Below are 25,368 nucleotides of genomic sequence, written 5' to 3'. Positions count from 1 at the left end.
AATTGCATAACCTGACCAAATACCGTATTCCTTGTCATCGGGCTAACCTCCATTTTCTTATCCAGATTTGTTGTTGGCGCTTCAAATCTAATAAGAATGGGGCTTAGCCCGCTTTGTTTCTATTTTAACCGGACACTACTGAAACGCGCTATTGAAATTGTGGAAAAACAATTTGGTCATGAGCACCATAATATCGCCATAAGCCTTAACAACCTCGCGACAGTTTATAAAGAACAGGGCAAATACGATGAGTCTGAAATTTATTACCGTCATTCACTGAAAATCCGCGAAAAATTTCTCGGCCCTGAACACCCTGAAGTCGCTGCCGCCATGAACAACTTAGCTGAACTATTCAGGACACAGGGAAGATTTGAAGAGGCCGAACCAATATTTCACCGCTCACTGAAAATTCGAGAAAAATTACTTGGGCTGGATCACCCTTCTGTCGCCAACAGCCTAAACAATATAGCTGGATTGTACTACTCTCAGGAACAATACAGTAAGGCTGAACCATTTTTGCGCCGCGCTCTTGAGATCATGATTAAGATGTTAGGACAGGAACATCCGAATACTATTCGTGTTGCCAGAAACTACGCCGGTGTACTATTAAAACTCGGCCGTCCAGACGAAGCCGCAGCCCTGGAAAAGCGCTACAAGCTGAAAAAACAGGAATAAATCCCCCCTGCCCCCCTTTACGAAAGAGGGGTAAAGCACTTCCCTTCTGCGAAAAGGGGACGACAACGCCATCCTTTTGACAAAGGGAAGAAAAAGCGCCTCCCCCTTTGCCAAAGGGGGATCGAGGGGGATTAAGCCGTCAGCACTACACAAAAAGCCCCCGGGCCTTTCGGTCCGGGGGCTTGGCAGCGGGATTGAGACCCGCCCCTACATCTTCGCTTATTCCTCTGTCAGTAGTTCTCCACATGCAGCTCGAACACGGCCTGCGGGTGCTCGCAGGTGGGGCAGCGCTTGGGCGCGGCCTTGGCCTCGATGATCCGTCCGCAGACACGGCACTTCCAGAACACCTTATCGCCGCGCTTGAAAACGAACCCCTCCTCCACGTTGTGCAACAGCTTCAGGAAGCGCTTCTCGTGCTCCAGCTCCACCTTGGCCACCTCGCGGAACAGGAACGCCACCTCGGGATAGCCCTCGGCCTCCGCCACCTCGGCCGCCTCGGGATACAGCTTGGTGTGCTCCTCGTTCTCGCCCTCGGCCGCGGCTTTCAGGTTCTGCGCCGTGTCGCCGATCGCGGTGGGGTACATGGCGGTGATCGTGGCCGGCTCGCCGGTCAGGTGCTTGAAAAAGCCCTTGGCGTGCACGCGCTCGTTGTCGGCGGTCTCCAGGAAAATGGCCTCGATCTGGCGGAAACCCTCGTCGCGGGCCTTGGCGGCGTACATGGTGTAGCGGTTGCGGGCCTGGCTCTCGCCGGCAAAGGAGGCCAGAAGGTTGTGCTCGGTCTTGCTGCCTTTCTTGACCATGAAAATCCTCCGGGTGCAATACGGTTAAGGTATAAGAATCAGTCCGACGCCGGGTGAATTTCGGGGAAATGGAGGCTCCGGACACAGGGCCGGAACGGTTCAAACGGGGCTTCCGTATAAAAGTTACTGGATTGCGGAGGTTTTGTCAAAACGGGACGTCGACCTGGAAATCATTTCGTGGCTGGAAACGAATCCACCGCCCCGGTGGCGCTGGGCCGCAGCCAGCGACCATCCTGCAGATGCCAGCCCACGCGCCCGGCCGTCTCCTCCAGGTCCGGGTCGAGCTCCACCCGGTACCAGTAGTCGAGGCTGTCGGCCTGACGGCGCTGGAGGCCGTCCAGGTTGGGGTCCACCAGGCCGCGCAGGACATCCGGGTCCAGCACCGGGCGGATATCCAGGGCCAGACGGTCGGAACGGGAGAGGCCATCCGCCTTGCGGCCGCGCTCCAGGCGAAGGTCGGGGCCGCGGCGGCAGGCCACCTTGCGGTGGTCCAGCACCCGGCACTCCGGGATGATCCAGCGCGAGCGCAGCATCTGCTGCAGGCGCAGGGCGGTCTCGAGCTGAGCGCCGCTCAGGTCGCCCTGGAACCAGCCCTCCACCTCCACCGATATCGAGACATCCGAGACATTGGCCTCGCCGTCCCAGAAGCAGCGGTAGTCGTAGGGCGAGCCGGCGTGGTCGCGGGCGTTTTTCTCCGGGTCCACGATCAGGTAGCACTGGCCGTTCTCATCTATGTAGTAATTGGCCACGGAGGTGCGGTAGATGTAGCGCAGGCTGAAATGCTGCTTGCCCCGTCCGCGCAGTATCTCCTCGATCTCGGGCTCCAGGCCGGTGCGGTGCCAGAGCAGCATGTCGGGGAAAGCCGGCCTGCCGTCCGGAAGCTTCCGCTCCAGCGGGGGATAGTATTTCTCGCGACGCTGCCAGTAGGTTTTCTTGCGCGTGACATGGTTGTCCAGGTAGACAGTGAGGCCGTTGGAATAGACCAGCTTGTCGCGAGTGCGCGAGGTGAGGATCACCTCGGGGATGCTGTCATAGTAACGGCCCTGGGGCAGCCAGGACGGGATATAGTAGCGCTGTCCGGGCCAGAGCGGCTGGTTGCCGTTGTAGTGGCGTATGAGCTGGGCCATGTAGCCCAGGTGGTCCTCCGGGTCGCGGCGGAACGGGTAGCGCTCCGGGAAAGCCGCCGGGTCGGGCGCGTAGATTTTGGCCAGGCCGCGGTAGGTCTCGCCCGCGGCGGCCACGTGGACGAGGTCGGCCGGGTCCGCGCCCGGAACGCTGTCGCGCGGGACGAAACGGGCCGGGTCGGTGAAAGCCGACTCGATACGGTTTTCTAATGACTTGTGGTTCTCGGCCAGAAGGTAGAGCGGGAGGTAGAAAGTTCGGTCGCGGAGCGCGAATTCGCGGTCCATCCGGTGGTAGAGGTCGCGCAGATCACTCACCACGCTGCGTTCGAGCAGGGCGCGGGCGCGGCTGTCGGTCAGGCCGGCGGGGACACAGTAGCGGGCGATAATCTCGTTCACATGGCGCCGTCCCCCGGCGTCGATCTCCAGGAACTGCAAGCCGTCCAGGAACGTGACCGTGTCGCGCACAGCGATGCGGCCGGCCGGTGCGGCGGGGGCTTTCTTCTTGCCAATCTTGGCCGGAGCGGCGGCGGAGACCGCGGCCTCGCCCTCGGAGGGCAGGAGGATCACGGTGCCGCGCGGGATGGACTTGGCCGAGCGGACGCGGCGGAACGCCGGGTTGTGGGCCTTGTTGTACTGGAATATCTCTTTCCACTGCGCCGGGTTGACCCCGCTTTCGATCAGGGTCTCCCAGAGGCTGGCCCCCATTTTCACCTGGGACGGGCCCTGCCCGCTGTCGCTGCCGTTGCCGCTGTCCTGGGCGTAGAGGCAGCCCGGTCCCGGTGCGAGCGGAAGCAAGGCCGCCACCAGCAGCATGAGCGCGGCAAACACGACGGCAACGACTGTCCTGTGACCGATGGCTCTTGTCTGCATTGTCCTGGCCGGTGAAGTGGGAAGAGGTGCGACATCCCAAAATAAGCGGGACCGGCCCAAAATACAACCCGCGCGCGGGCCGGGCGCAGTGTTTTCGTCCCTGCGCCAGCGCGGTCCGGCGCCGCCCAAACAGGACACTCATTCGTTTAAACTATTTGTTAACAGCATTTTACGTTGTTTTCATTCGCGTCGGACCGGGAGCTGGAGCGCCCCTGCACAACGTCTGGCGTTTCAGTGCAAAATCAGCTATCTTATGTTGTTGCACTGGAATAGGCTGTTAATTCACTCGTACGTAAAGTGGAGGCTTGCTCAGCGGATGGCTCTTCTGGCCGATTTCGGCACCTCCTGGACCAAGCTGTACGACACGGAAAGCGGCGCGGCCTCGCTCCAGCGGACCAAGGACCTTCCGCCGGCCCTGCGCGCCGACCTGGCCACCGGCCACAACACGCGCGAGCGGGCAGCCAGGGCGGTCAACGAGTTGATCGCCCTGGGGGCCGGGGCGCTCGAGCTGGTGGCGGAGACGGATTTCACGGTGCTGGATATCGGCAGCCGGGATGTGAAATACCTGCGTGTGAGCGGCCGCCGGGTGGATGAGATGAACTGGTCGGTCAAATGCGGCGCCCTGACCGGGTTCACCCTGGAGTTGCTGTTGAGCTACTTTTCGCTCGATCCGGCTGCCATACCCGCAGGGGGACGCGCCCTGGGGATCACCTGCGGGGTGCTGGGCATGGAGCAAATCTTCGAGTCCATCGCGGCCGGGGAAAGCCCCGCGCGCGCGGTGGCCGATTTCACCCGCGGCCTGGCGCTCAACGCCTGGAATTTCATCGGTGCGCCGCGGCGGTTTTACCTCTCGGGCGGCATGTGCGACAACCCCCTGTTCCTGGGCTCGTTCCCGGATGGGGTTGAGGTGCTGCCGCTGGGACGGTACGTGCTGATCGAGGGATTGAGAAAGGAGTATGATAATGGCGGAAGCAAAGCCTGACAGAATAAAGGCCGTGGCCATGCTCTCGGGCGGCCTGGACAGCTCCCTGGCGGTCAAGATCGTGGCCGACCAGGGGGTGGAGGTGCTCGGGGTCAATTTCAACACCGGGTTCTGCCTGACCGACCACAAGCGCAGGATGCTCGGCCTGGGGGCCGACATCGACCCGGACTCGGTGCGCAACGAGGCCCTGCAGACCGGGGCCCAATGGCACATCCCGGTGGAGATAATCGACATCTCGGCCGAGTACATGGACATCCTGACCAGCCCCAAGCACGGCTACGGCAGCGCGATCAACCCCTGTATCGACTGCCGGATCTACATGCAGAAACAGGCGGCCAAATACATGGAGCGGGTCGGGGCCAGGTTCCTGATCACCGGCGAGGTGGTGGGCCAGCGCCCGATGAGCCAGATGCGCAAGACCTTGCGCCTGATCGAAAAAGAGAGCGGCCTGGCCGGCTACATCCTGCGGCCCCTCTCGGCCAAGGTGCTGGAGCCGACCGTGCCCGAGATCGAGGGCTGGGTGGACCGGGAGAAACTGTACGATTTCTCGGGCCGCACCCGCAAGCCGCAGATGGAGCTGGCCCAGCGGCTCGGGCTGCTGGACTACCCTCAGCCGGCCGGGGGCTGCTGTTTCCTTACCGATCTCAACTACGCCCGCCGCCTGCAGGACCTGTTCAAGCATCAGCCGAAGAAGACCCTGACCACGCAGCAGGTGCTGCTGCTCAAAGTCGGGCGGCATTTCCGCCTCAACGAGCGGGCCAAGGCGGTAGTGGGGCGCAACGAGGTCGAGAACCTGTTCCTGGAGAAAAACACCCACGGCCTGGTGCTGATCGTCTGTGAGGAGGCGATGGGCCCACTTACGGTCCTGGAGGGCGAGATCGGCCAGGAGGAGGTGCGCCTGGGGGCGGCCCTGACCGCGCGCTACAGCGACGCCAAAAACGAGCCGACCGTGCGGGTGCAGGTGGTGGCGCCTGGACGGGAGCCGGTGCTCCTGGATATACCGTCACTGCCAGAGGACGAATGCGAGAGGATGCGCCTTTGAGCGAGCCGGGAGAGGGAGGCCCTGCTGAGGGGAGCGACACGATCGCGGCCCTGGCCACAACCCCCGGCCTGGGGGCGGTGGCGGTGGTGCGTCTGAGCGGTCCGCGGGCCTGGGAGATCGGTCGGAGCCTGGCAAAAAACGGCGAAAGGTTCGATTGCCTCGCCGCGCGCATTACGCGCGTTTTGAGCCTTGTTGACCCCCGAACAGGCAATCCCCTTGACCGCGCCCTGATCGTCAAATACAGAGCGCCGGAAAGCTTCACAGGAGAGGATGTGGTTGAATTTCAGACCCACGGCGGATATACGGTGCCGGTGGCAGTGCTCGACGCGGCAAAATCCGCCGGAGCACGCCAGGCGCGGGCCGGGGAATTTACCCGCCGCGCCTTCCTCAACGGTAAGCTCGACCTGGCCGCGGCAGAAGCCCTGGACCTTATAATCCAGTCGCGCTCGACTGCCGGGAGCCGTTTGGGCCTGGCTGGGCTGGAGGGTGGTCTGGGACGCGAGGTGGGCGCTCTGCGCCTGGAGCTGCTGGAACTGAAAGCCCTACTGGAATACGAGATCGATTTCCCGGAGGAGGAGCCGCCGGCCGACCCCCAGGCCGAGCTGAGCGCGCGCCTGGAACGGGTGACCCTCTCGTTGCGTCGTCTTCTGGCCGGGGCCGAGCGGAACCTCATTCTGGCCCGCGGGGCGATGATCGTGATCGCCGGGGCGCCCAACTCGGGCAAAAGCTCGCTCTTTAACTGCCTGGCCGGGCAGGAGCGCTCTATAGTGACCGCCGCGGCCGGAACCACCCGGGACGCGGTGGAGACCGAGGTTCAGCTGGAGGGCGTGTCCCTGCGCCTGGTGGACACCGCGGGGCTTCGTCACGGGCGGAGCAAGGCGGAGCGCTTGGGGGTGGAGTTCAGCCGTCGTTACCTGGAGCGGGCGGACCTGGTCCTGTTCCTGCACCCGGCGGATGGCGCGGCCAACCCGGCTGAGCAAGAGTTCCTGGCGGGCCGTCCGGCAGGCGGAGTGCTGCGCCTTCTGAGCAAGGCCGACCTTCTGCCCGCGGGCGAGACCGCCCCCGAGGGCTATCTCCCGGTTTCGGTAAAAACCGGCCGGGGGCTGGAGGCCCTGAAACAGGCGCTCCTGGAGCGGTTCATTCCCGGCGGCGCGCAGTCAATCGATCTTTCGGGCCCGCAGGTGGCCAGCCGGCGTCAAAAAGGCCTGCTGGAGGCGGCCCTGGCCGAGCTGAGCCGGATCGACCGTCGCCACCCGCCCGAGGTTATCGCCGCCTCGCTGGAGGAGGCCTGCACGCACCTGGGCGAGCTGACCGGTGTGATCGGGGGAGAGGAAGTGCTGGACGCAATTTTCAGCCGTTTCTGCGTGGGGAAGTGACACCCTTAATCGCCGCGAACCGCATAATCCCAGCGGTTGTCAGGCCGCCGCGGTGTTTGTGGGGAGTTGTGGCGCAAGAGTCCACACCCTGATTTGGAAAATCGGATGCAGGGGCACGGCATGCTGGGCCCTTTTATACCCGTGGGAGTGTTTCACGTGAAACACTCCCACGCTGTCCAATACCTCTTTGAAGAATGTTCCACGTGAAACACTCAGCTACTGATTTTGAGGTCATAGTGATCGGCGGGGGGCATTCCGGGGCGGAGGCGGCCTGGGCCAGTGCGGCCCTGGGAGCACGCACCCTGCTGGTCTCCTCCAATCTCGACAGCCTCGGCCAAATGTCCTGCAACCCCTCAATCGGCGGGGTGGCCAAGGGCCAGCTCGTACGCGAGATAGATGCAATGGGCGGCCTGATGTCCCGCGCCGCCGACCGCGCCTCTATTCATTTCCGCATGCTCAATATGAGTAAAGGCCCGGCCGTGCAGTCCCCGCGCTGCCAGGCCGACCGCAGCCTCTATAGCCGCAGCCTGCGCAGCTTACTGGAGTCCGCCCAGTCACTGACCCTTTTTCAATCCATGGTCACCGGAATTCTGGTCAGTGATAAGTGTGCCGTGGGGGTCGAGACTGCCGAGGGGAACCGTTTCATCGCCGGATCTGTGGTGCTTGCCGGCGGGACTTTCCTCAACGGCCTGATCCGGGTGGGGGACAGGGCCTGGCCCGCGGGACGGGCCGGGGATCCGGCCTCGACCGCCCTGGCCGGGAACCTGCGCGAGCTGGGACTGCCTGTCATGCGTTTCAAGACCGGCACCCCGCCGCGTATTGACGGCCGTACGGTGGACTATGCGGCCCTCACCGAACAGCCCGGAGACAGCGAGCGCTTTCTGTTCTCGTTCTTCCACGACTGCCCGCCCCTTCCGCAACGCAGTTGCTGGCATGCCCGCACCAGCGCGCGCACGCGCGAGATCGCCCTTGCGAACCTCAAGCGCTCCTCCCTCTACGGCGGCTATATCCAGGGACGCGGTCCGCGCTACTGCCCCTCCATCGAGGACAAGTTCGTCAAATTCCCGGAGCGCGAGGTGCAGCACCTGTTCCTGGAGCCCGAGGGCCTGGACACCTGGGAGATCTATCTCAACGGTTTCTCCAACAGCCTTCCCCCCGAGGTCCAGCTCGAGATGCTGCACAGCGTGCCCGGACTGGAACAGGCGGTGATGGTCAAGCCCGCCTACGCCATCGAGTACGACTGCTACGACCCGCGTGAGCTGGATTTCAGCTTGCAATCCAGTCATATCGCCGGTCTGTTCCTGGCCGGTCAGGTCAACGGCACCTCGGGCTATGAGGAGGCCGCCGGTCAGGGCCTGGCCGCTGGTGTCAACGCCGCGCACCTGGCCCTGGGACGCGAGCCGGTGACGTTTTCCCGTGCCGAAAGCTACCTGGGCGTTATGATCGACGATATCGTCAGCTGCGGGGTGGATGAGCCCTACCGCCTGTTCAGCTCCCGCGCCGAGTTCCGTCTCTCCCTGCGCCAGGACAACGCCGACCTGAGGCTGTCGCCCCTGGCCCACAAGCTTGGCCTTCTGGATGGTCCGAGCTATGCCAAAGTCCTGCGCAAGAAAGAGCTTTCCGAAGCGGTGCAACAGGAGCTTGGCTCTACTTTCCTCTCTCCCGAAAAGGCCAACCCTTATCTTGAGAGTATCGGCGAGACTCCGGTCAGCTCCGGTATCGGCCTGAACAAGATTATCAAGCGGCCCACGGCGAGCCTGGCCGGTCTTCTGACCTACCTGGGACGGGAGGTCACGGCTGCGGAGCAGGAGGTGCTGCCCCAGGTTGAGATGGAGCTTAAATATTCCGGTTTCATGCAGCGTGAGCGGGGTCGGGTGCAGCAGATGGAGCGTATGGAAGGTGTGCGGATTCCGTCAGGCCTGGATTATTCCTCTCTTACCGGGCTGTCGCGCGAGGGCCGCGACAAGCTTTGTGCCCGCTGTCCCGCGACCCTGGGCCAGGCCCAGCGCATTCCAGGGATCAGCCCCAGTGACATCAGCCTTCTGATGGTGGCCCTGAGCCGGGCGCGCAGTGGGAACTCCGATTCCGATTCTTCTGAGACTGAAGGGCCTTAAGACTCTACTTGCCCCTTTCAACCTCCGGCCAGATTATCCGGTGCAACTGCACCTGCAGCTTGCAGATCAGGTTGTCCTGGATCATCCATTCCGCCAGGACCGCCGGCTCGAGACTGCCGGCCACCGGCGACAGCAACACCCGCGGGTTCCTTTCCAGTCCTGTTTTCTGCATTATCCGCAGGGCCCAGTCGTAATCCGCTCGCTCGGCCAGGACAATCTTTATTTCATCCTGCGGCTCCAGCAGGTCGAGGTTACCCCAATGGAATCCCCTTTTGGCCCTCGCGCTGGGAGGCTTGATATCGATGACTTTCTGCACCTCTTTCGGCACCTCATTCACCAGGCGGGTCCCGCTGGTTTCGAGCTGAACGCGGAATTCATTCTTTAGCAGCTCAAGGCAAAGTTGAGGCAATTCGGCTTGCAGAAGCGGTTCTCCGCCGGTGAGGATGACCCGCTCCGAACGGTTGGCGTGGCAGATCGAGACCAGTTCCTCCACGCTGCAAGGCTTGCCCTTTTCCTCACGGGCGTACACTGTGTCGCACCATGCGCAGTCCACATCGCAGCCGCTGAAACGGATGAAGGTGCAGACATAACCCTGCCAGTCGGCCTCACCGGAGATACTTCTAAAAATCTCACAGACCTCGAGCATTTTTCCTCATTCAAAGCGGCCGCCAAGCCGCACGCCACAGCTCGGGCAGATTCCTCCCGGCCGAAGTTTGTATTCGGTGACAAAGAAGCCATCGCGGGTGATCACTCTTTCTCCACAATGCGGGCACTGCGTACTGTCTTCTTCGGAAGTCCGCAGGTTCCCGGGGTAGACATAGCGCAACCCGGCTTGCCGTCCGATATGCAAAGCCGTCTCTATGGACTGAACCGGGGTAGGGGGACCCTGGCTCATACGCCAGGCCGGGTGGAACCGGCTGACATGCCAGGGAATGTCCGGGTCGGTTTGCTCCAGGAAGCGGGCGATAAGCTCGAGTTCCTCCGGGCTGTCGTTCAGGTCCGGGACCACCAAGGTGGTCACCTCCAGCCAGACTCTTTCTTCCCAAAGGGCCAGGATATTGTCTTGCACCTGCTGCAGCGAGCCTTTAAGCACCTTGCGGTATGTGTCCAGGGAAAAGGCTTTCAGGTCGATATTGGCCGCATCGAGCCAGGGGATCAATTGCTCGAGGGGTTTCGGGTTGATGTAGCCGTTGGAGACTATGGCCGTTTTCAATCCCCTTTCCTTGGCGATCCGTGCCATCTCCAACATGTACTCGTAGAATACTGTCGGTTCGGAATAGGTGAAACAGAGTGTACTGGCCCCTGCGTCCAGAGCCATTTCTACCACTTGCTTCGGTTCCCTCTTTTGTCCGCTTATTACTGTTTTTTCACGGCAGCCGACAGACAGGTCTGAGTTCTGGCAGAACGGGCAGGAAAGGTTGCAGCCCTCGGTGGCCACTGAGAAAGCTCTCGATCCAGGGTAGAAATGGTAGAGCGGCTTTTTCTCCATCGGGTCGAGGTGGGCGGCGGCGAGGTTTCCCCAGCTCAGGCTGTAAAGCTTACCTTCGACATTTGCCCGCACAGCGCACACGCCGCGTTTTCCTGGCGCTATACGGCAGTTATGCGGGCAAAGTTCGCATTGTACGTCTTCATTGTCCAAAGCGCTGTAATAAAGGGCCTCTTTCATTCTTCACGAACCTGAGCTGGTGCCCCCGCCCGCGGTGATTCTCTTGTTGACGTCGAATCCGTAGGCGGCTTTCATGCGCTTGGCGTCGAGCAGGTTGCCTTTCTGCTCGAGCTGTGCGATAACCTGCACTACCTGTCCCAGGACTTCTCTTTCCTTCTTGGCCCAGGCCTCCGGGAAGATACGGAAATCCATCTCCTTCTTCATCCGCTTATATTCCGCGTTCCCGTCGCTCAGCTTGCAGATCGCGTCGCAGGTGGCTTTATAGAAACAGGCTTCGCCCTCTTTCACGTGCTTGAATATCTGGCAATTTTCATCCAGATGGAAAAATTTCCCACGTACCTGCATAGAACCTCCTCAGTTATTCCAGTCCGGGCGGCAGATCGACCTGCACGACCCAGGCGTATTTGAATCCGAACTCCACGGCTCGTTCGCGCAAAAGCTCGGCTGCATCACGTTTCCTGCAGTCGCCGATCCGCAGGCACCACCGGCCGCCAAACTGGTCGATGTGGCTCTTGGTCTCGAATTCCCGCTCCACCCGTGTGACCAGCCGGTCGAGCTCTTTCCGGTTCTCCGAGGAGGCGATCTGTACCCGGAAACCGGTTACCGCGGGAAGGCTTTTCTCCTCCACCGCCGCTTCATCCCGCAGATTGTAGTATTTTCCGTCCGCCGTTTGCGATTTAGCCTTGCTGAGCCCTAATACAAGTGTGTCCACAGGTACAGCCGCCCGGGCCAGGGAATCCATGGCGCTTCCTTTGTCCTGGCTTACGAGCGGGCCGGATTCGGCCTTGGTTTTCCCTTTCATGCTTTTTAGCATCTTCAACTGCGCACAGCCCTGCGCCAGAACGATACTCGCCAGGGCTGCAATCATGGTCAAGGCTTTTAAATTTCTTTCGATATCTCTCCACTCCCGTTTCATTACCCGTTCCCCGTCGGCTTTCTATCTTTCCGAATGATGTTTCCAGTCTCCATGGTCCTTAACGCTTATCAATCCTGCGCTAAAAGTCAATATACAATCTATTTGACTCCTTCCGCATTTTCATCGACCGAGATTTTCTCATCCTCGTTGGCCTCTGGCAATTTCTCCAGCAGCCATCTCCGCTCTTTCAGCTCCGCGGTAGCGTGCGGCACCTTGATGGGCATGTAGCCCTCGAGCTTGTAGCCGCAATCCTCCAGGGTCTCCTGCTTGTCGGGCGTATACCAGGTGATGAACACCCGTTCATCCGGGCCGACCCAGGCCAGCACTCCCCTGAATATCCCGAGACGGCCGACATTCTTGGCATCTCGGCTGCCGCTGTCAAAAGCCCGTTTAGTAATCTCCTCCGGTATCTCTTTAAGTCCGAGCTTTTCGATATTGGTTTTTATTTTCGCCGACTCCTTTGAAGAGGCCAGCTCCTCGCGCTCCTTGCGGCTGAGTTCCAGCTCACCCTCCGGCAGAAATTTCTTTACGGCTTCCAAGTCCTCCGCATTGTCGGTACAGTAGGGCAGGGGCTCGACTTTCTCCGGGAAATGGTAACCGGCCTCGGCCAGAACTTTCTGCTTACCGGGAGTGACCGGAGTGATCAGCGTGGTCCGGTCGGGCATGACAATGTAGATGAACTGGTTCTTTTCCAGGAAACGCCCCACCATCTGGGGACCGGCCTTGGGGCCCTTTGCGCAGCGGGCCAGAAAATCGGCTGGAATCTCCCCCAGGGAGCGCCGTGAGGCCAGCTCCTGGGCCAGGTGGTCCAGTTTTGAGGTGTCGGCGGCTTCGTTCTCCTGGCGGCTTCGGACCATTTCACCTGAGGGAAGGTTGTCCTTGCGCCATTGCGTGTCCTCGGGGGAATCGCTCGAATGGGGGACCTGGAACCGGCGGCTGGCGTACTGATAGTTGTCCTTTTTAAGCAGCTCAACTTTTTCGGCGGTCTGCGGAGTAATCCACACCTTCCCCATCGGGTCGACAAAAGCGAGCCACTCGCCCTGCAAAATATACTGGCCGATCAGGTCGGTCAGATACTCGCCGCTGTTCGCCGAGCGCTCGGTCAGTGCCTGTGGCGCCTTGTCTGACAGATGCTTCCTTTCCCGGAGTGATTCTAGTTCTTTTTCCTTCTTATTCCTTTCCAGCTCCTCAATTTCTTTCCGGCAGCGTTCCAGCTCATCCTTGGGAAGGTGGCCGTCGAGCCAGGCTTTATCCTCTTTTGTTTCCGAGCCGTAAGGCACCTTTATCAGTCTGTCAGGTATCTGGTAGCCGGCCTCTCTCAGTGTTCTTTCTTTATCCGGAGTGAAAGGGGTCACCCAGTAGAAACTGTCCTCGTAGATAAAAGTGGTCACACCTCCGCGCGAGCAGTAGTGCCCTATCAGCTCCAGATCGTGCTGGTCGGTGCGGACGCAGCGGTCCAGGTAGCTCTTCTCCAGCTTTTCCAGCTTGAGCGTTTCCAGTATCCTTTTGATCCTTTCATCCTGCTTTTTCGAACTCAGTTCATCCAGTTCCTTGCGGCTGCGGTCGATTTCTGCCTGCGACAGGTGTCGCCGCAGGTATTCCATATCCTCCGGCTTGCCGTCCGAATGCGGCACGGTGAAACCGGTCGGAGCGGCGTGGTAGTTGGCTTCCTTCAGCTTTTCCACCTTGGAGGGCGCAGACGGGGTGATGAAGACCGAGGTGTCCGGTGTCACGAACCCGAGTACATCGTTGCGGATGAAATACTGCCCCACGAAATTCTGCTGCTGGACATCGGTGCGAATCGCGTGATCGATCAATTCGGCGGGAAGGTTTTTCAGGTCGAGGGCGCGCTGACGTTTCTCGGCCATTTCCTCCTCGCGGCGGCGCTGCTCCGAAAGGTTCGCTTTCCGGGCCGCCTCCCATTCCTGGGGCGGAATGTTTTTCTGCAGCCAGGCGATATCCTCCTTGTTCTTGAGCGAGTGCGGGACCTTGATGGTCGAGCCCATGAACTGGTAGCCCAGCGCCTTGAGATTTTCAACCTTATCACTCGTGGCCGGTGTGACCCAGGTCACTCCGGCCGGGTCGGTGAACGAAAGCACTCCGTTGTGCGAGCCGGCCATACCGACATTGCCCGGCAGTTTCTCCTCGGTTGCCGAACAGGCCGCCAGCAACCCTGGCGGAATGTCTTTCAGACCCAGCTCCTCGATCTTTTTCCGGGCCTTTTCCATTCTTTCGTTTTCGCGGGCCTGGCGCACCTCATTCTCGGTGCGCTCCCATTCATCCAGCGGAACGTGGGCGGCCAGCCATTTGCGGTTTTCCTTGCTGTCGAGGGCAAAGGGGACTTTGATCATCGCCTCGACATAGGTGTAGCCTTTCTGCTCCAGGAGCTGCTTTTTCTGTTCCGAAAAGGGCGTGACCCAGGTATTTGCGTCCCAGTCCGTAAAGGATAGCACCCCGTGGAAACTGGCGGCCAGGCCGACATAATAGTAGTACTTTTCCTCCACCAAGGCGCAGCGCTTCAGGAATTCCTCCTCCAGAGCCTCCAGTCCGTCACGGTTGGCTTTCAAGATTCCGGCCATTACCTTGCCTTCCTGCTTGGGCATCTTGTTTTCCTCGACCGAACGGAGGATTTCGTTGCGGTCGATCTCTTTGCGCAGGATCCTTTTACTCTTGGCGGTGCCATCCGAGTAGGGCACTTCAATCTGGGGGCGGCGGTTGCGGAAACCACAGCTTTCGAGCAGGTCTATCTTGATCCGGGTGCCGGGAGTGAGGTAGAGCTGACCATCGAAATCGACGAATGCAATCACGCCGCCCTTGAAGCCGTATTGAAGCTTCTCTTCCGCCCGCTTCTCCTCGAGCTTGATCGAGCGGAGGATCAGCCCGGCCGGGGCTTTCTTCTCCTGGGTCTCAGCCGGGTTATCCGTGCCGGCGGTCTTTTCTTTGGCTTCGGCCATGCTCACCCGGTCATTAAGTATGCGCTCAACAGGCTGGGTCTAATAATATGCTTAAGCCTTTGTATGTCAATTCACAATAGCCGTCGAGTCAGTGCGCCCGGAAATACTTGAAATAGTAGAGTATCAACTTTACGTACTCGTTGTTGACCAGGATCAGCTCCCGCTCCCGGGTCCACCAGAGTTCGAGGGAAAGCTTTTCTGTCTCCAGCGGCACGCTGATGAAAGTGATCCGCAAGCTGTCCGTCTCGAAAACCTTCCTGTAAGTTAGCGCCGCCCGCCGCATGTTGAACGGGCTGGAGACCACGATCAAAGAGTGCAGGCCCTGGCTCAATACAGTTTTCCGCGTGGCTCTGGCATCCTCCCAGGTGGAGCCGATGTCCCGGTTGATCAGGATAGCCGAATCCGGCACCCCGTGACGGGCTGCATCCTGGCGTACGCTCTCTACCGGGTCGATCGGCTGCCCGAAATAATAAGTCGTGTCGCTGACATTGAAAATAATCCGCGGGGCATAGCCCCGGCCGTACAGCTCGATGGCGGTCAGGCGGCGGCTCTCCTCGCCGCTGACCGCCACAATCGCATCCGCCTTTCGCAGGGAGTCGCTGAAAACCAGGTACTCTCCGGTCGCCCGGAGAATCGGCCGCCAGGCTAACAGTACTGTCAGAAACGCAAGCAGCAGCGTCCCGGTGACAACCAGACAGCCAATTTTCAGGACCCGGCACATGCCCCGCTCTCTCTCTCTGCTTTCGACAGGCTCGGCCTATTGATTCTCTTTCTGACCGGTAAGCCCCTCGATGTTCTTTTTCACCAGCGGCGCCATGTCGGCATCCGGTTTGATCTGGATGAACTTGCGGTAGGCTGTCACCGCCTTGGCCGTGTCGGCTTGCAGCTCGTAGAGCAGTCCCAGCAAATACCACGGTTGCGGCTCGTTGGGCTGTACTTCGGCCGCCTTCAGGAATACTTTCTCCGCTTCCCCGAAGCGTTCCATCCGGCTCAGGGTCTGACCCAGTTTCAGGTAGCTGGTGAGGTCGGAGGAGTCCATGTTTATCGCGGCCTGGAACTGGTCGCGGGCCTGCAGGTACATGTCCTTGGCCATGTAGACCTCGCCCAGCAGCTTGACCGCCTCGATCATGTCCGGGTTCATGCCCAGGGCCCGGTTGAGGTAGATCACCGACTCGTCCAGACGGCCCTCCAGGAAATAGGTCCCACCGATGCCGTAGGGCGCCCAGTAGAAAGTGCTGTCGCAGTTCTGTGCCTTGATGAACTCTCCGCGCTTGGCGGCCAGGTCGGTCAGCGAGCGGCCGTAAAGATAGTGGTACACCGCGCTGTTCGGGTTCTGATCCACCTTGTTGCGGTACATGTCGGTCACCTCATCCCCGCGGCCCACACCCTTGAACGCATCCATGTAGCGCAGGTGCGCCTGGACGAAGTTCGAGTCGGCATCGATGGCCTGTTTCAGCTTGTCCACCGCCTCGCTGAAATTGTCCTCGCCGGCCAGCTTGAGGCCCTCCTGGTACAGGGCGATGGCCCGCGGGTTGTCGGTGGCAAGCTTGCCTCCTATCACACCGGCGTGCAACGGTGCAACCGCTATCAGGCCGGCCAGCGTCAACAGCAATATTTTCCTCAGTTTCACTCGCCTTGACATCCTCTTCTCTCCCTGTGGTTCCCTTCAGTCTTCAGGTGCGGTCCGCCATTTCCCGGCCGAACCGTTACAGCATAAAGCCAAAAGCAATTTTCATTCCAGCGCCGGGCCGAGCTGTCGCAGCACCTCGTTCACTGCCTCGCGCGCCTCGGCGATGGGAGGCATCACATGGCAGGCATCCAGCATGGAGCCCTCCTCCACGGCACGGCGAAGGTTGTCCAGAAGGTCGGCGCGTCCGGCTTTCTCGGCCGCTTTCCAGGCGATATGCAATGCCTCGTAGTCCTGGATGCCCTGGCGCAGGAGTTCCCAGCGCATGCTGTCCAGGGGGCCGTCCGGCCCCGGATACACGAAATACATGTCCCCGGAGTGCCACTTGTAGTTGGGCTGCTCCCAGACATTCTCCGGGAAAGCGTTCACCGCCCAGCGCGTGTAACCGTCGAACCCCCAGCTCCAGGCCAGCCAGGCCATCAGACGGCTCTCGCGGAGGCTGGAGTAGATGAACGTGTTGGGGTAATAGGGATTGCAGGCGGTGTACAGCGTGACATAGCGCTTCGGATCGGCGTGCATCTTCTCCACCAGCGGCTTGATCTCTTTCCAGCGCTGCGGGTCCAGGATTTCTGTGATATGGAACACGATCTCATCGCCCCACTTGCGCTCATCGCCCGGGAATCCGCCGGACAGGGCGACCCGGAAATCCTTGGCGTTGGCGAGGAGGAAATCGAAAATCACTTTCATTACCTCGGGGGTCTTCTCATCGAACCCCAGCTCGGCGATCTCGAACCAGCCCTTTTCCTTCAGATGTGTGCGCAGGGCGGGCAGGAACGCTTTCCAGGCCTCGGCCCAGCGCGGCTCACCCACTTTGAGCTCGGCGGTGCGGTACTGGCCGCTCGTGGTGTCCAGGTAGCGGATATTGGCGTCCTGGGTCGAGCCGGGGCCCATCACCAGGGCGTACATGTCGATCTTTTCCTTGATCCCGGCGTCCATCATGAGCTGGACGTAGCGGTCGAAGATGGAAAAGTCCCACTCGAACTTGTCGCTGGCCGCGCCGGTCCACTCGCCGGGGTATTTCCATTCGACCATGGTGTCAAACGGGTATCCGGACTGGCTTTTCCAAGGGTCGTAGACCACACTGGTCATGATCGACTTGAGGCCGTGGGCGGCCAGGTTCTCGGCGTACCTGGCAAGAAGCGCCCAGTGCTCCTCGCTCCAGACTTTCACCCCGTGGGCGCGGGCCACGCCGCTGGGGTCCTGCCAGATATTGAGGTAGAAAGTCCAGTCCGAAGGGGCGGGCAGCTTCACCGGCAGCACCTCCAGGCTGAAATCGAACGTCACCGGGCGCTGGTCATCCGCCAGGACCCGCAGGACCGAGGAATAGACACCCGGAGCGGCCTCGCGCGGCACTGCCACGGTGACCCAGACCGCCTGGGCCCGTCCGGCCGGCGCCTCCACCGAATCCACCTCCAGAAGCGGGTCCTCGGTCAGGTTCATCGTCTCGTCCACCTTTAGGTAGGCCCCGTAGCGCACCCTAACGGCCGAATCGTCGAGAGTGGCTCCGCTTTCGCTCTTCAGGCCCCGCAGCTCGGCGCGCAGGTTCTTCAGCTTCTCGTCGCAGCGCACCGCCACCTGGGCCGAGACGAACTCTCCGGCCAGGCCGCTGACTCTCAGGGCCTTCTCCTCCGGATTGCGGGTGAAAGCGCCGGAGTAAATCCGGGTCTCGATGGGCACGGGCCAGGCCTGCATCTCGGGCTTGTTTTCGGAATCCCCTTTGATATCCACTTTCAGTTTGCAGCCGCTCGTTGCGATCAGAGCGCAGAGCAGAATCAGTGGCAGGTGACTTTTCATGTTCTCTCCAGACTGACAGGTGGCGGGCGCTCTGTTTTCTGACATCGATATGTTCCGAAAAACCAAATATTATGTTTCGCTCCGGTTTTGGCAACTCCCGGTGCATTTCGGGTGGCTGGGGGCTTAATCCAGAACGGCCAGATATACAGTGATTTCCCGGAGACAAGTATTGACTCTCAAGGCTTTCCGCCGCATCTTAGGGATTGAGAAACGAGAATATATGGAGCGCCCTCACCGGCCGACCGGCCCTTTGTCTGGAGGACATCTTTGAAACTCTACCTCGTGCGCCACGGCAAGGCTTTGCCCGCCGATCAGGACCAGGCGCAACCGTTGAGCCTGGAGGGACGGGACGATATCGTGCACCTGGCCCGCACCCTCGGCAACATGAATATCCGGGTGCAGACAATCCTGCACAGCGGCAAGCTGCGTTCCGAGGAAAGCGCCCGCCTGATCGCGGATATACTCCAGCCGTCCGGGGGAGTGGTCAAGAGTGGCAGCCTCGGGCCCACGGATGATATCGGCCCCATGCTGCAGCAGGTCCGCTCCGCTCAGGAGGACCTGATGCTGGTCGGGCACCTGCCGTTCCTGGCCAACTTTCTGCAGGCCCTGGTGGAGGCGCCGGACCAGGATGACCTGCCGGTGTTCGACACCGGGATCCTGGTAGGGGTGGAAAAGCTGGGCAACCGCTGGCAGGTATTCCGTCACCTGGGGCCGAGGATGATAATGTAAGGGAAAGCAGCAGGCACATCTCAACACAGATGGAATCAAACAGATACCGATCAGGGGCATGGTGCGCCGTGCCCCTGCATTTTCTTTATTCCGTTGTGTCAGTGCAGGCGAAACCCAAGTCGACTGAAGAACAAGGAGCCTGGTAATTGAAACTGATCCAGAAATGCGACCCGCGTGAGAATGAACTGATCGAACTTGGCAAAGACCCCTACGTTGACCGCCTCTACGGCTGCTTCCGCATCGACAACCCCCGCGCCGACCGTTTCACCGCCGAGCGCCGGGTGGAGCTGATTTTCCGCGGCGGCCCCAAGTGGAGCGTGCGCGTGCCGGAAAGCCTCAAGATCACCCTGCCCGAGGGCAAGGCCGTGAACCAGGATTTCTTCAGCCTGGAACAGATCGGCGACAACCTGGACAGCATGATGCTGCTCACCATGCGCGTGGGCTGGAACCAGGTGGAGACCGACCTGACCCGTATCGTGGGTTTCTGCCCGCAGGGCAATTTCGTGGCCTCGTTCCGCGGCGCGGGCTATGACATCCCGGTGGGCACCTCCTCGGTCGCTCCCCTGGGCAAGCGCCATACCTGGATCGGGATGATCCTGGTCCACCCGGAGGTGCGCCGCCAGGGAATCGCCAACGCCATGATGCAGCACTGCGTGCGCTACGCGATCAAGGAAGGTAAAATCCTCAACGGCCTGGATGCCACCCCGATGGGCAACACTGTCTACGGCGCGGTGGGCTACGTGGACAGCTACCGTATCTGGCGCAGCTGGTACCGCCCGGCCGAGTTCCGCGGCGCGGCCTGGGACCGGGCCCGTATCTCGCGCGTGGAGGAGAAGGACCTGCCGATGCTTATCAAATACGACACCGCCCGTTTCCTGGAGCGCGAGAACGTGATCCGCGGCCTGCACCGCGACAGCGAGGGCGAGGCTTACCAGTGGCTGAACGACAACGGCGAGGTCGAGGGGTTCGTGTTCGCCCGGCCGGGACGGATCCGCTACAGCGTGGGGCCGTTCACCGCGGAGAACGAAAACATCGCCCGCCAGCTACTGGCCTGTGTCTCGCAGAGCCTTGACAGCAAGGGCGTGGCCGAGTGCTTCATCGACACCCCGGAGGCCCGTTTCGCCGACCCCGGCGTCTACGACAAGAGCGTGTTCGACCAGGTGAAAAAGCCCTCCGGCCACGCCCTGATCAAGGAGATTTACCCGGTGCGTGATTTCACCCGCATGTACCAGGTGGTGGATGAGCGCAAGGCCGAGGCCCTGATCGAGCAGTTCATCAAGGTGGAGAAGCTGGAGCGCTCCAATCCCAGAGTGGCCGATTTCGCCGAGACCATGCACGGCAGCATCGCCAACTACACCGAGAGCGTGGGGTTCATGGAGTACGAGGCCCGCGAGCTGCAGAAATATTACTGGGCGATCACCGGGCCGGAGAAAGGCTGAGACCTTTCCGGAGGATTGAGGAAACGAAAGGGTGCGGCAGAGACCAGCCGCACCCTTTTTGTCATTATACACCTGATCCGCGGCGACCGGTCCGCCAGGCGCCGCGTTATTTGGCTCCCGGTCAGATTTTCACCAGCTCGGAAATCTCCACCGGACGGTTCCACTCGATGGAGCGGCGGGCCATGATCCCGGTCAGGCAGCTCAGGGCCCCGGCGCGGCTGCCGGCGGTCTGCTCCAGCGGGTCGGGGGCGCCGCGGAAAATCATGTTCTGCAGCTTGTCATCCGAGCCCCAGTGGCCGGCATCCGCTCCCGTGTGCTCCTGGCTCTCGCTCAGCTCGAAAGTGCGGCTCTTGGCGAACAGCGGGGTGACCCGGAACTCGGCCAGGGCTTTCTGCTCCCAGGGCTGGGCATGGTAGACCTGCACGTCCAGACGGCCGTTCTTGCAGTTGAACCCCACCCGGTAGCCCTCGTAGGGCATGAAACAGTTGAGCGAGTAGGTGAGGATGACATCGTTGTGGTAGCGGATATTGGCGGTCATGGTGTCCCAGATGTTTATATCGTTGCGGTACAGGCAGGCGTCCGTCGAATACCCGTCGTACTTCTCGTTGTCCACGTACAGGCGCATGGCCTCTTCGTCTTTCGTGATGTCGTAGAAGAACTCGCACTTGGCCTTGTACTCGCAGCCGCGGCACTTTTCGCCCCGGAACGTCCCGTTCCAGCCGTAGCGGCGCAGCTCACCCTGGGCGCTGACCCAGCGCGGCTCGGCGGCCAGCCACCAGTTGAGAAGGTCGAAATGGTGGGTGGCCTTGTGCACCCAGAGCGAGCCGTTGTATTGCTTGAACCCGTGCCAGCGGCGGAAATAGCTCGCCCCGTGGCTGGTGTCGAGGAAGTAGTTGAAATCGACCGAGGTGACCTGGCCCAGTTCGCCCGAGCGCAGGATTTCGTAGATTTTCTCGGCCTCGGGGTTGTAGCGGTAGTTGAACGTGACCCGTATCTTGCGGCCGGTGCGCTTTTCGGTGTCCATGATCTGCTGGGTCATGGCCTCATCCGTGGCCATGGGCTTTTCGGTGATCACGTCGCAGCCCAGCTCCATGGCCCGGCAGATGTATTTGGCGTGGAAACAGTCGGTGGTGGTGACAATCACCACGTCCGGCCTGGTCTCGGCGATCATCTTGTCGAATTCCAGGTCGGTGTAGGTCGGGCAGCTCAGGCCCATGAACTTTTTCGCGTAGGCCGCGCGGCCGGGGTTGCGGTCGCACAGGCCCACGAACTCGACCATGTCGGAGTACTTGTCCACCAGACGGCGGCCCCACATCGAGTGGCCGCGGCCGCCGGTGCCCACCAGGCAGTAGCGTTTCTTCGTCGCCTCCACCGGGAACTTGAACGGTCCGCGGCCCATGGCCAGCGGTGCGATTATGGCGGCGTTGGCCGTGGCGGCCAGGAACGAGCGGCGGTCCATGCTCTTGGTCGGATCGGACATCGGGGTTCTCCTTTGCGTATGGCTCGGCATAATGGGGGACACGCTTTTTCATTCGTATTCGTCCGCCGCGGGGAACTAATGGCGGCATGGAGGAAAAATAGCCCGGTAAGGAGGAAGGGGCAAGCTGATTAAATGCGGGAAAGGGAATTTTCATTTATTTTTGAACCGATCCGGCCCCTTCGCTTGTCTTAAGAGTCGTGATCTCCAAGTCCTGCTTACTTTACCATTCAGCCCTGAGCCACAGATGGACCCTCTGTTCGAACAAACCGCACCCCGGCCGCGTCTGGCCGTCGGCCTGCTGCTGGCCCTGGCCGGGGCCAAGCTGGCCCTTCACCTTGCGTCGAACGCCTGGCTGCACTACGAGTATTTCTGCGACGAGTTCTACTACCTGGCCTGCGCCGAGCGCCTGGCCTGGGGCTATGTCGACCACCCGCCCCTGGCTCCGTTCCTTCTGTCCATCTCGCGCGCGCTGTTCGGGGACTCGATCTTCGCACTGCGTCTGCTGCCCGCGCTGGCCGGCGGGGCGACCGTGCTGCTGGCCGGAGTGCTGGCCCGCGAGCTGGGCGGCGGCCGCAAGGCCCAGGCCCTCGCCGCTCTCGCCACCTTGGCCGCTCCGGTGCTGCTCTCCATCGATAGCATCTATTCCATGAACGCTTTCCGTCCCCTGTTCTGGAGCGGGGCTTTCATTCTCACGGCGCGGATAATCAACAGCGGGGAAGGTCGTTGGTGGCTGTGGCTGGGGGTCCTGCTGGGTGTGGGGCTGCTGAACAAGGTCAGCCTGCTCTGGTTCGGGGGCGGACTGGCCGCGGCTCTTCTTCTCACCGGCCAGCGCCGCTGGCTGTTGCGCCCCGGCCCCTGGCTCTGCGCCGGCATCGCTCTGCTCATCTTTCTGCCGCACCTGCTCTGGCAGGCGGCGCACGACTGGCCAACCCTGGAGTTCATGCACAACGCCACACACTACAAGATGAAAGCAGTCAGCCTGACAGAGTTTGTCTCCCAGCAGGTGCTGGCCATGAACCCGCTGCTTCCGCCGCTGTGGCTGGGCGGGCTTTTCAGTCTGCTGGTCAGCCGTCGGGGGCGGCGGTACTCGCCACTGGGGATAATCTTCCTGGCGGTGTTCGGCCTGCTGGCCTGGGAGGGCAAATCGCGCCCGGATTACATCGCCCCGGCCTATGCGGTGCTCGCCGCCGCCGGGGCGATCTGGTTCGAGGGCCTCGCCGGAACGCGCCGCTGGTTGACCGGGCTGGCTTTCACGGCTGTGGCCCTGAGCGGGTTGGCCCTGGCCCCGCTTGCCATGCCGATTCTGCCGGTCGAGGCTTATCTGAGCTATGCCGGCGTCCTGGGGATCAAGCCGGAAACCAGCGAAAACAAGTCGCTCGGGGCCCTGCCGCAGTTCTTCGCCGACATGCACGGCTGGCAGGAGCGGGTGGACTGTATCGCCCGGGCCTACGAAAACCTGACCGAAAGCGACAAGGCCGACTGCCTGATCGGCTGCCCCGACTACGGGATCGCCGGGGCGGTGGATTTCCTGGGCCGCCGCCAGGGGCTTCCCCCCGCGGTGAGCGGCCACAACAATTATTTCCTCTGGGGCCTTCCGCCCCGGTGCACGGGCAATGTCCTCCTGGCCCTGGACAACAGCCCGGAGCACCTGGAAAAGCTCTACCGCCAGGTGCTCCTCGTGGGACGCTGCGAGAGCCGCTGGGGCATGCCCTACCGTAACCAGAACCTCTATCTCTGCCGCAGCCCCAGGCTTTCCCTGCGCGAGGTCTGGCCGGGGATCAAGCACTACGATTAGCTCTCCGGGAGCTTTCACTCCACGCTCAGCCGCGTTTCCGGTCCTGCTCCGCGGTCGACTCCTGTATCAACTGGTCGTAGCTCTTGATCCCGAACTCGCGCAGCACATCCGCCACTTTCACCTCGGGCGAGAGGCTCTCGACTATCGACCACTCCTCCTCCATGAACGTGGTCAGGCGCACCGCGCGGCCGTACTTGGCCCGGACCTTGTCGAAATTCTCGGAGAACGGCCAGGTGTGGACATAGGCTTTCTCCAGGTTGAGCGCCGTGCAGAGGCTCGGCTCCCACAGGCCGGTCCAGGCCACGCTCTGGCCGGTGATATCGACCACCTGGCTCACCCCCTTGCGGGTGCTGGAGACGACATTATAGCGGAACAGGTTGGCCAGCAGGTTCAGCTTGCGCCCGCCGCCGAAAGCCGAGGACCAGAACACGATCTCGGCCCCGGCCTTCCCCAGTTTCTCCCAGCCGTCCTTCCATTCGATGTCGAAACAGATCTGCGCCCCGATCCGGCCGAAATCGGTGTCGAACACGGTCGGCTCCAGCGGCCCCGGGCTGACCCCGTCCTCCATCTCGCCCAGGGTGGGGTGCATCTTGCGGTACTCACCCTGCACCTGGCCCCGCCGGTCGATCAGCACCAGGGCGTTGTAGCAGCGCCCGCCCTCCTGCGTGTAGAGCGGGGCCCAGACATAGCAGTTGTGGCTGCGGGCGAACCCGGCCAGGCGGGCGGTGAACGCGGCGCAGTATTTCCCGGCCGCCTCTTTCACCGGGGTGCGGCTGTCGCCGGTAAGGTTCACGAACGGCCCCACCTCGGGCAGGCAGATAATGTCCGGCCGCTGGGCGGCGGCCAGCTCCATGCGGGCCAGCAGCAACTCGACCATCTGTTCCGGAGTGTCGGCGCTCAGCCCGTTCTGGCTGATCGAGGCCACCCACACCTCCCGCGGCAGGCGTTCCGTTTCCGCCGGGGCGCCACCCTGCGCCGGGGCCGCGCCCAGGGCCGCCGCGGCGAAAGTGCCACCCACGCCCGCGGCCGCCTGCCTGACAAACCCTCTCCGGTTGATCTCCTGCATACAAGCCTCCTCTCAAGAAATCATGGTTCGTAACCTCATATCCCTGGCGGAATATAATCCGGCCGGACCCTGGCCGGAAGGACATTGCGGTTTCCGGGGCAGAGCGGCGCCCAGCAAAAAGGGGAGGAAACCGGATTCGGTTTTCCTCCCCTTGTCGGTATGGCAATTATACTGCGGCGGGGTTCCGCTCAGCGGCGGGGCCCGGCCCCGGCGGGGGCGCCGGTCTTGGTGGTCGCGCTCTTGGCGGCGCCGGCGGCGGGAGCGGCGGCCCCGGACTGCAGCACTTTCAGCACGTCATCCGTGGCGTCAATCCCATCCGCGGCGTACAGAAGGCTTTCGGCGTTCAGGAGGATGGTGTACTTGTCGCGCGCGCCCACGGCCTCTATCGCCCGGTTGACCTTGTCGTTGATCGGCTGCATCAACGAGTTCTTGCGCTTTTCCGCCACGCCGTCCGGCCCGAAAATATCCTGCTGGTACTTCTGGGCTTCCTGGTTTTTCTGCATCATTTCGGCCTGCATCTCACGCTGTTTCTCCGGGCTTACGAGCGAGGCTTTCTGACGGTAATTCTCCTGCAGGGTGTTAAGATCCTTCTGGTATTTTTCCAGCTCGGCCTGCCATTTCTGCGCCTCGGTCTGTAAAGTCACCTGGGCATTGTTGAAATCGGAAAATTCATGCAGCAGCACATCCACTTTTACATACCCTATTTTTACCGTCTGCGCCGAAGACACCGTGATGAAAGACAAAACCGCCGCCAGAGCCAGAATAAGAACACGCAAGGCAATACCTCCTTAAGAGCTATGACCGGAATCGGAAAGGGTGAAATATCAGCCTGCAAACTTAAAGAACATTGCGTTCCGTA

General features: G+C 61.4%; 20 protein-coding genes and 2 pseudogenes. 8 read left to right on the top strand and 14 right to left on the bottom strand.

All coding sequences use genetic code 11. The features are described 5' to 3' along the window. Positions 1 to 96: 96 nt before the first annotated feature. Positions 97 to 675 (top strand): tetratricopeptide repeat protein, encoded by a 579-nt coding sequence (locus tag LLH00_11215; GenBank protein ID MCE5271838.1) that lies wholly within the window; start codon positions 97 to 99, stop codon positions 673 to 675. A 230-nt stretch (positions 676 to 905) separates the two neighbouring features. Here LLH00_11215 and LLH00_11210 read toward each other — a convergent pair whose 3' ends face one another. The 3 genes and pseudogenes from LLH00_11210 to LLH00_11200 form a co-directional block, all read right to left on the bottom strand. After that, positions 906 to 1,475 (bottom strand): rubrerythrin family protein, encoded by a 570-nt coding sequence (locus tag LLH00_11210; protein ID MCE5271837.1) that lies wholly within the window; start codon positions 1,473 to 1,475, stop codon positions 906 to 908. Positions 1,476 to 1,796: 321 nt separating this feature from the next. Then, positions 1,797 to 1,925, bottom strand: a pseudogene (locus LLH00_11205) (response regulator). A 26-nt stretch (positions 1,926 to 1,951) separates the two neighbouring features. Then, a pseudogene (locus tag LLH00_11200) lies at positions 1,952 to 2,326 on the bottom strand (N-acetylmuramoyl-L-alanine amidase). 1,459 nt (positions 2,327 to 3,785) lie between these two features. On the opposite strand from LLH00_11200, the gene LLH00_11195 reads away from it, so the two are divergent. The 4 genes from LLH00_11195 (at position 3,786) to mnmG (ending at position 8,983) form a co-directional block, all read left to right on the top strand. Further along, positions 3,786 to 4,451 (top strand): ATPase, encoded by a 666-nt coding sequence (locus LLH00_11195; GenBank protein MCE5271836.1) that lies wholly within the window; start codon positions 3,786 to 3,788, stop codon positions 4,449 to 4,451. Continuing rightward, the gene (locus LLH00_11190; GenBank protein MCE5271835.1) at positions 4,432 to 5,493 is read left to right on the top strand and encodes a hypothetical protein; all 1,062 of its coding nucleotides are present in this window, start codon (positions 4,432 to 4,434) and stop codon (positions 5,491 to 5,493) included. Before LLH00_11195 ends, LLH00_11190 begins: the two co-directional genes overlap by 20 nt. Next, positions 5,490 to 6,869, top strand: a complete 1,380-nt coding sequence (gene mnmE / locus LLH00_11185) for a tRNA uridine-5-carboxymethylaminomethyl(34) synthesis GTPase MnmE (GenBank protein ID MCE5271834.1) — start codon at positions 5,490 to 5,492, stop codon at positions 6,867 to 6,869. The genes LLH00_11190 and mnmE overlap by 4 nt, the downstream gene beginning before the upstream one ends. 203 nt (positions 6,870 to 7,072) lie before the next feature. Continuing rightward, entirely contained in the window at positions 7,073 to 8,983 is a 1,911-nt protein-coding gene (gene mnmG / locus LLH00_11180; protein ID MCE5271833.1) for a tRNA uridine-5-carboxymethylaminomethyl(34) synthesis enzyme MnmG, read from the top strand. 4 nt (positions 8,984 to 8,987) lie between these two features. Here the strand turns inward: mnmG and LLH00_11175 are convergent, their stop codons facing one another. The 8 genes from LLH00_11175 to LLH00_11140 all read right to left on the bottom strand — a co-directional run bounded on the left by LLH00_11175 (position 8,988) and on the right by LLH00_11140 (position 18,000). Next, a complete protein-coding gene (locus tag LLH00_11175; GenBank protein ID MCE5271832.1) occupies positions 8,988 to 9,629 on the bottom strand; it encodes a 7-carboxy-7-deazaguanine synthase QueE in 642 nt (213 codons plus the stop codon). A gap of 6 nt (positions 9,630 to 9,635) precedes the next feature. Further along, the gene (amrS, locus tag LLH00_11170) at positions 9,636 to 10,649 is read right to left on the bottom strand and encodes an AmmeMemoRadiSam system radical SAM enzyme (GenBank protein ID MCE5271831.1); all 1,014 of its coding nucleotides are present in this window, start codon (positions 10,647 to 10,649) and stop codon (positions 9,636 to 9,638) included. Between the two features lie 3 nt (positions 10,650 to 10,652). Next, on the bottom strand, positions 10,653 to 10,994 hold the full coding sequence (locus LLH00_11165; GenBank protein MCE5271830.1) for a hypothetical protein: 342 nt from the start codon (positions 10,992 to 10,994) through the stop codon (positions 10,653 to 10,655). 13 nt (positions 10,995 to 11,007) lie between these two features. After that, positions 11,008 to 11,565: an SPOR domain-containing protein gene (locus LLH00_11160; GenBank protein ID MCE5271829.1), complete on the bottom strand. Its 558-nt coding sequence runs from the start codon at positions 11,563 to 11,565 to the stop codon at positions 11,008 to 11,010. Between the two features lie 98 nt (positions 11,566 to 11,663). Beyond that, entirely contained in the window at positions 11,664 to 14,519 is a 2,856-nt protein-coding gene (locus LLH00_11155; GenBank protein ID MCE5271828.1) for a hypothetical protein, read from the bottom strand. 88 nt (positions 14,520 to 14,607) lie between these two features. Further along, on the bottom strand, positions 14,608 to 15,240 hold the full coding sequence (locus LLH00_11150; GenBank protein ID MCE5271827.1) for a YdcF family protein: 633 nt from the start codon (positions 15,238 to 15,240) through the stop codon (positions 14,608 to 14,610). A 36-nt stretch (positions 15,241 to 15,276) separates the two neighbouring features. Beyond that, a complete protein-coding gene (locus LLH00_11145; protein MCE5271826.1) occupies positions 15,277 to 16,161 on the bottom strand; it encodes a tetratricopeptide repeat protein in 885 nt (294 codons plus the stop codon). Positions 16,162 to 16,251: 90 nt separating this feature from the next. Beyond that, positions 16,252 to 18,000, bottom strand: a complete 1,749-nt coding sequence (locus LLH00_11140; GenBank protein ID MCE5271825.1) for a DUF4091 domain-containing protein — start codon at positions 17,998 to 18,000, stop codon at positions 16,252 to 16,254. A 267-nt stretch (positions 18,001 to 18,267) separates the two neighbouring features. Here LLH00_11140 and sixA point away from each other — a divergent pair, with 267 nt between their 5' ends. Continuing rightward, on the top strand, positions 18,268 to 18,729 hold the full coding sequence (sixA, locus tag LLH00_11135) for a phosphohistidine phosphatase SixA (protein ID MCE5271824.1): 462 nt from the start codon (positions 18,268 to 18,270) through the stop codon (positions 18,727 to 18,729). Between the two features lie 146 nt (positions 18,730 to 18,875). Further along, a complete protein-coding gene (locus tag LLH00_11130; protein MCE5271823.1) occupies positions 18,876 to 20,168 on the top strand; it encodes a GNAT family N-acetyltransferase in 1,293 nt (430 codons plus the stop codon). A gap of 121 nt (positions 20,169 to 20,289) precedes the next feature. Here LLH00_11130 and LLH00_11125 read toward each other — a convergent pair whose 3' ends face one another. Next, the gene (locus LLH00_11125) at positions 20,290 to 21,648 is read right to left on the bottom strand and encodes a Gfo/Idh/MocA family oxidoreductase (GenBank protein ID MCE5271822.1); all 1,359 of its coding nucleotides are present in this window, start codon (positions 21,646 to 21,648) and stop codon (positions 20,290 to 20,292) included. Between the two features lie 244 nt (positions 21,649 to 21,892). On the opposite strand from LLH00_11125, the gene LLH00_11120 reads away from it, so the two are divergent. Then, the gene (locus LLH00_11120; protein ID MCE5271821.1) at positions 21,893 to 23,443 is read left to right on the top strand and encodes a glycosyltransferase family 39 protein; all 1,551 of its coding nucleotides are present in this window, start codon (positions 21,893 to 21,895) and stop codon (positions 23,441 to 23,443) included. A 25-nt stretch (positions 23,444 to 23,468) separates the two neighbouring features. On the opposite strand, the gene LLH00_11115 is transcribed toward LLH00_11120, so the two are convergent. Together LLH00_11115 and LLH00_11110 are read right to left on the bottom strand one after the other, a co-directional pair. After that, positions 23,469 to 24,509 (bottom strand): carbon-nitrogen hydrolase family protein, encoded by a 1,041-nt coding sequence (locus LLH00_11115; GenBank protein ID MCE5271820.1) that lies wholly within the window; start codon positions 24,507 to 24,509, stop codon positions 23,469 to 23,471. Between the two features lie 188 nt (positions 24,510 to 24,697). Next, positions 24,698 to 25,285 carry an OmpH family outer membrane protein gene (locus LLH00_11110; GenBank protein MCE5271819.1) on the bottom strand — a complete coding sequence of 196 codons (588 nt, stop codon included), beginning with the start codon at positions 25,283 to 25,285 and terminating at the stop codon, positions 24,698 to 24,700. Positions 25,286 to 25,368 lie beyond the last annotated feature (83 nt).

The sequence above is a fragment of the bacterium genome, assembly GCA_021372515.1.
Classification (GTDB): domain Bacteria; phylum Gemmatimonadota; class Glassbacteria; order GWA2-58-10; family GWA2-58-10; genus JAJFUG01.
This window is presented reverse-complemented; position numbering and strand designations above follow the sequence as displayed.

What these genes read in the sequence shown, in the direction of transcription:
- LLH00_11165 (MCE5271830.1), bottom strand. Translation starts at nt 10,994, where the DNA reads ATGCAGGTACGTGGGAAATTTTTCCATCTGGATGAAAATTGCCAGATA.
- LLH00_11160 (MCE5271829.1), bottom strand. Translation starts at nt 11,565, where the DNA reads ATGAAACGGGAGTGGAGAGATATCGAAAGAAATTTAAAAGCCTTGACC.
- LLH00_11175 (MCE5271832.1), bottom strand. Translation starts at nt 9,629, where the DNA reads ATGCTCGAGGTCTGTGAGATTTTTAGAAGTATCTCCGGTGAGGCCGAC.
- LLH00_11120 (MCE5271821.1), top strand. Translation starts at nt 21,893, where the DNA reads ATGGACCCTCTGTTCGAACAAACCGCACCCCGGCCGCGTCTGGCCGTC.
- LLH00_11210 (MCE5271837.1), bottom strand. Translation starts at nt 1,475, where the DNA reads ATGGTCAAGAAAGGCAGCAAGACCGAGCACAACCTTCTGGCCTCCTTT.
- LLH00_11145 (MCE5271826.1), bottom strand. Translation starts at nt 16,161, where the DNA reads ATGTCAAGGCGAGTGAAACTGAGGAAAATATTGCTGTTGACGCTGGCC.
- amrS (MCE5271831.1), bottom strand. Translation starts at nt 10,649, where the DNA reads ATGAAAGAGGCCCTTTATTACAGCGCTTTGGACAATGAAGACGTACAA.
- LLH00_11190 (MCE5271835.1), top strand. Translation starts at nt 4,432, where the DNA reads ATGGCGGAAGCAAAGCCTGACAGAATAAAGGCCGTGGCCATGCTCTCG.
- LLH00_11150 (MCE5271827.1), bottom strand. Translation starts at nt 15,240, where the DNA reads ATGTGCCGGGTCCTGAAAATTGGCTGTCTGGTTGTCACCGGGACGCTG.
- LLH00_11115 (MCE5271820.1), bottom strand. Translation starts at nt 24,509, where the DNA reads ATGCAGGAGATCAACCGGAGAGGGTTTGTCAGGCAGGCGGCCGCGGGC.
- LLH00_11195 (MCE5271836.1), top strand. Translation starts at nt 3,786, where the DNA reads ATGGCTCTTCTGGCCGATTTCGGCACCTCCTGGACCAAGCTGTACGAC.
- LLH00_11140 (MCE5271825.1), bottom strand. Translation starts at nt 18,000, where the DNA reads ATGAAAAGTCACCTGCCACTGATTCTGCTCTGCGCTCTGATCGCAACG.
- LLH00_11125 (MCE5271822.1), bottom strand. Translation starts at nt 21,648, where the DNA reads ATGTCCGATCCGACCAAGAGCATGGACCGCCGCTCGTTCCTGGCCGCC.
- LLH00_11155 (MCE5271828.1), bottom strand. Translation starts at nt 14,519, where the DNA reads ATGGCCGAAGCCAAAGAAAAGACCGCCGGCACGGATAACCCGGCTGAG.
- LLH00_11215 (MCE5271838.1), top strand. Translation starts at nt 97, where the DNA reads ATGGGGCTTAGCCCGCTTTGTTTCTATTTTAACCGGACACTACTGAAA.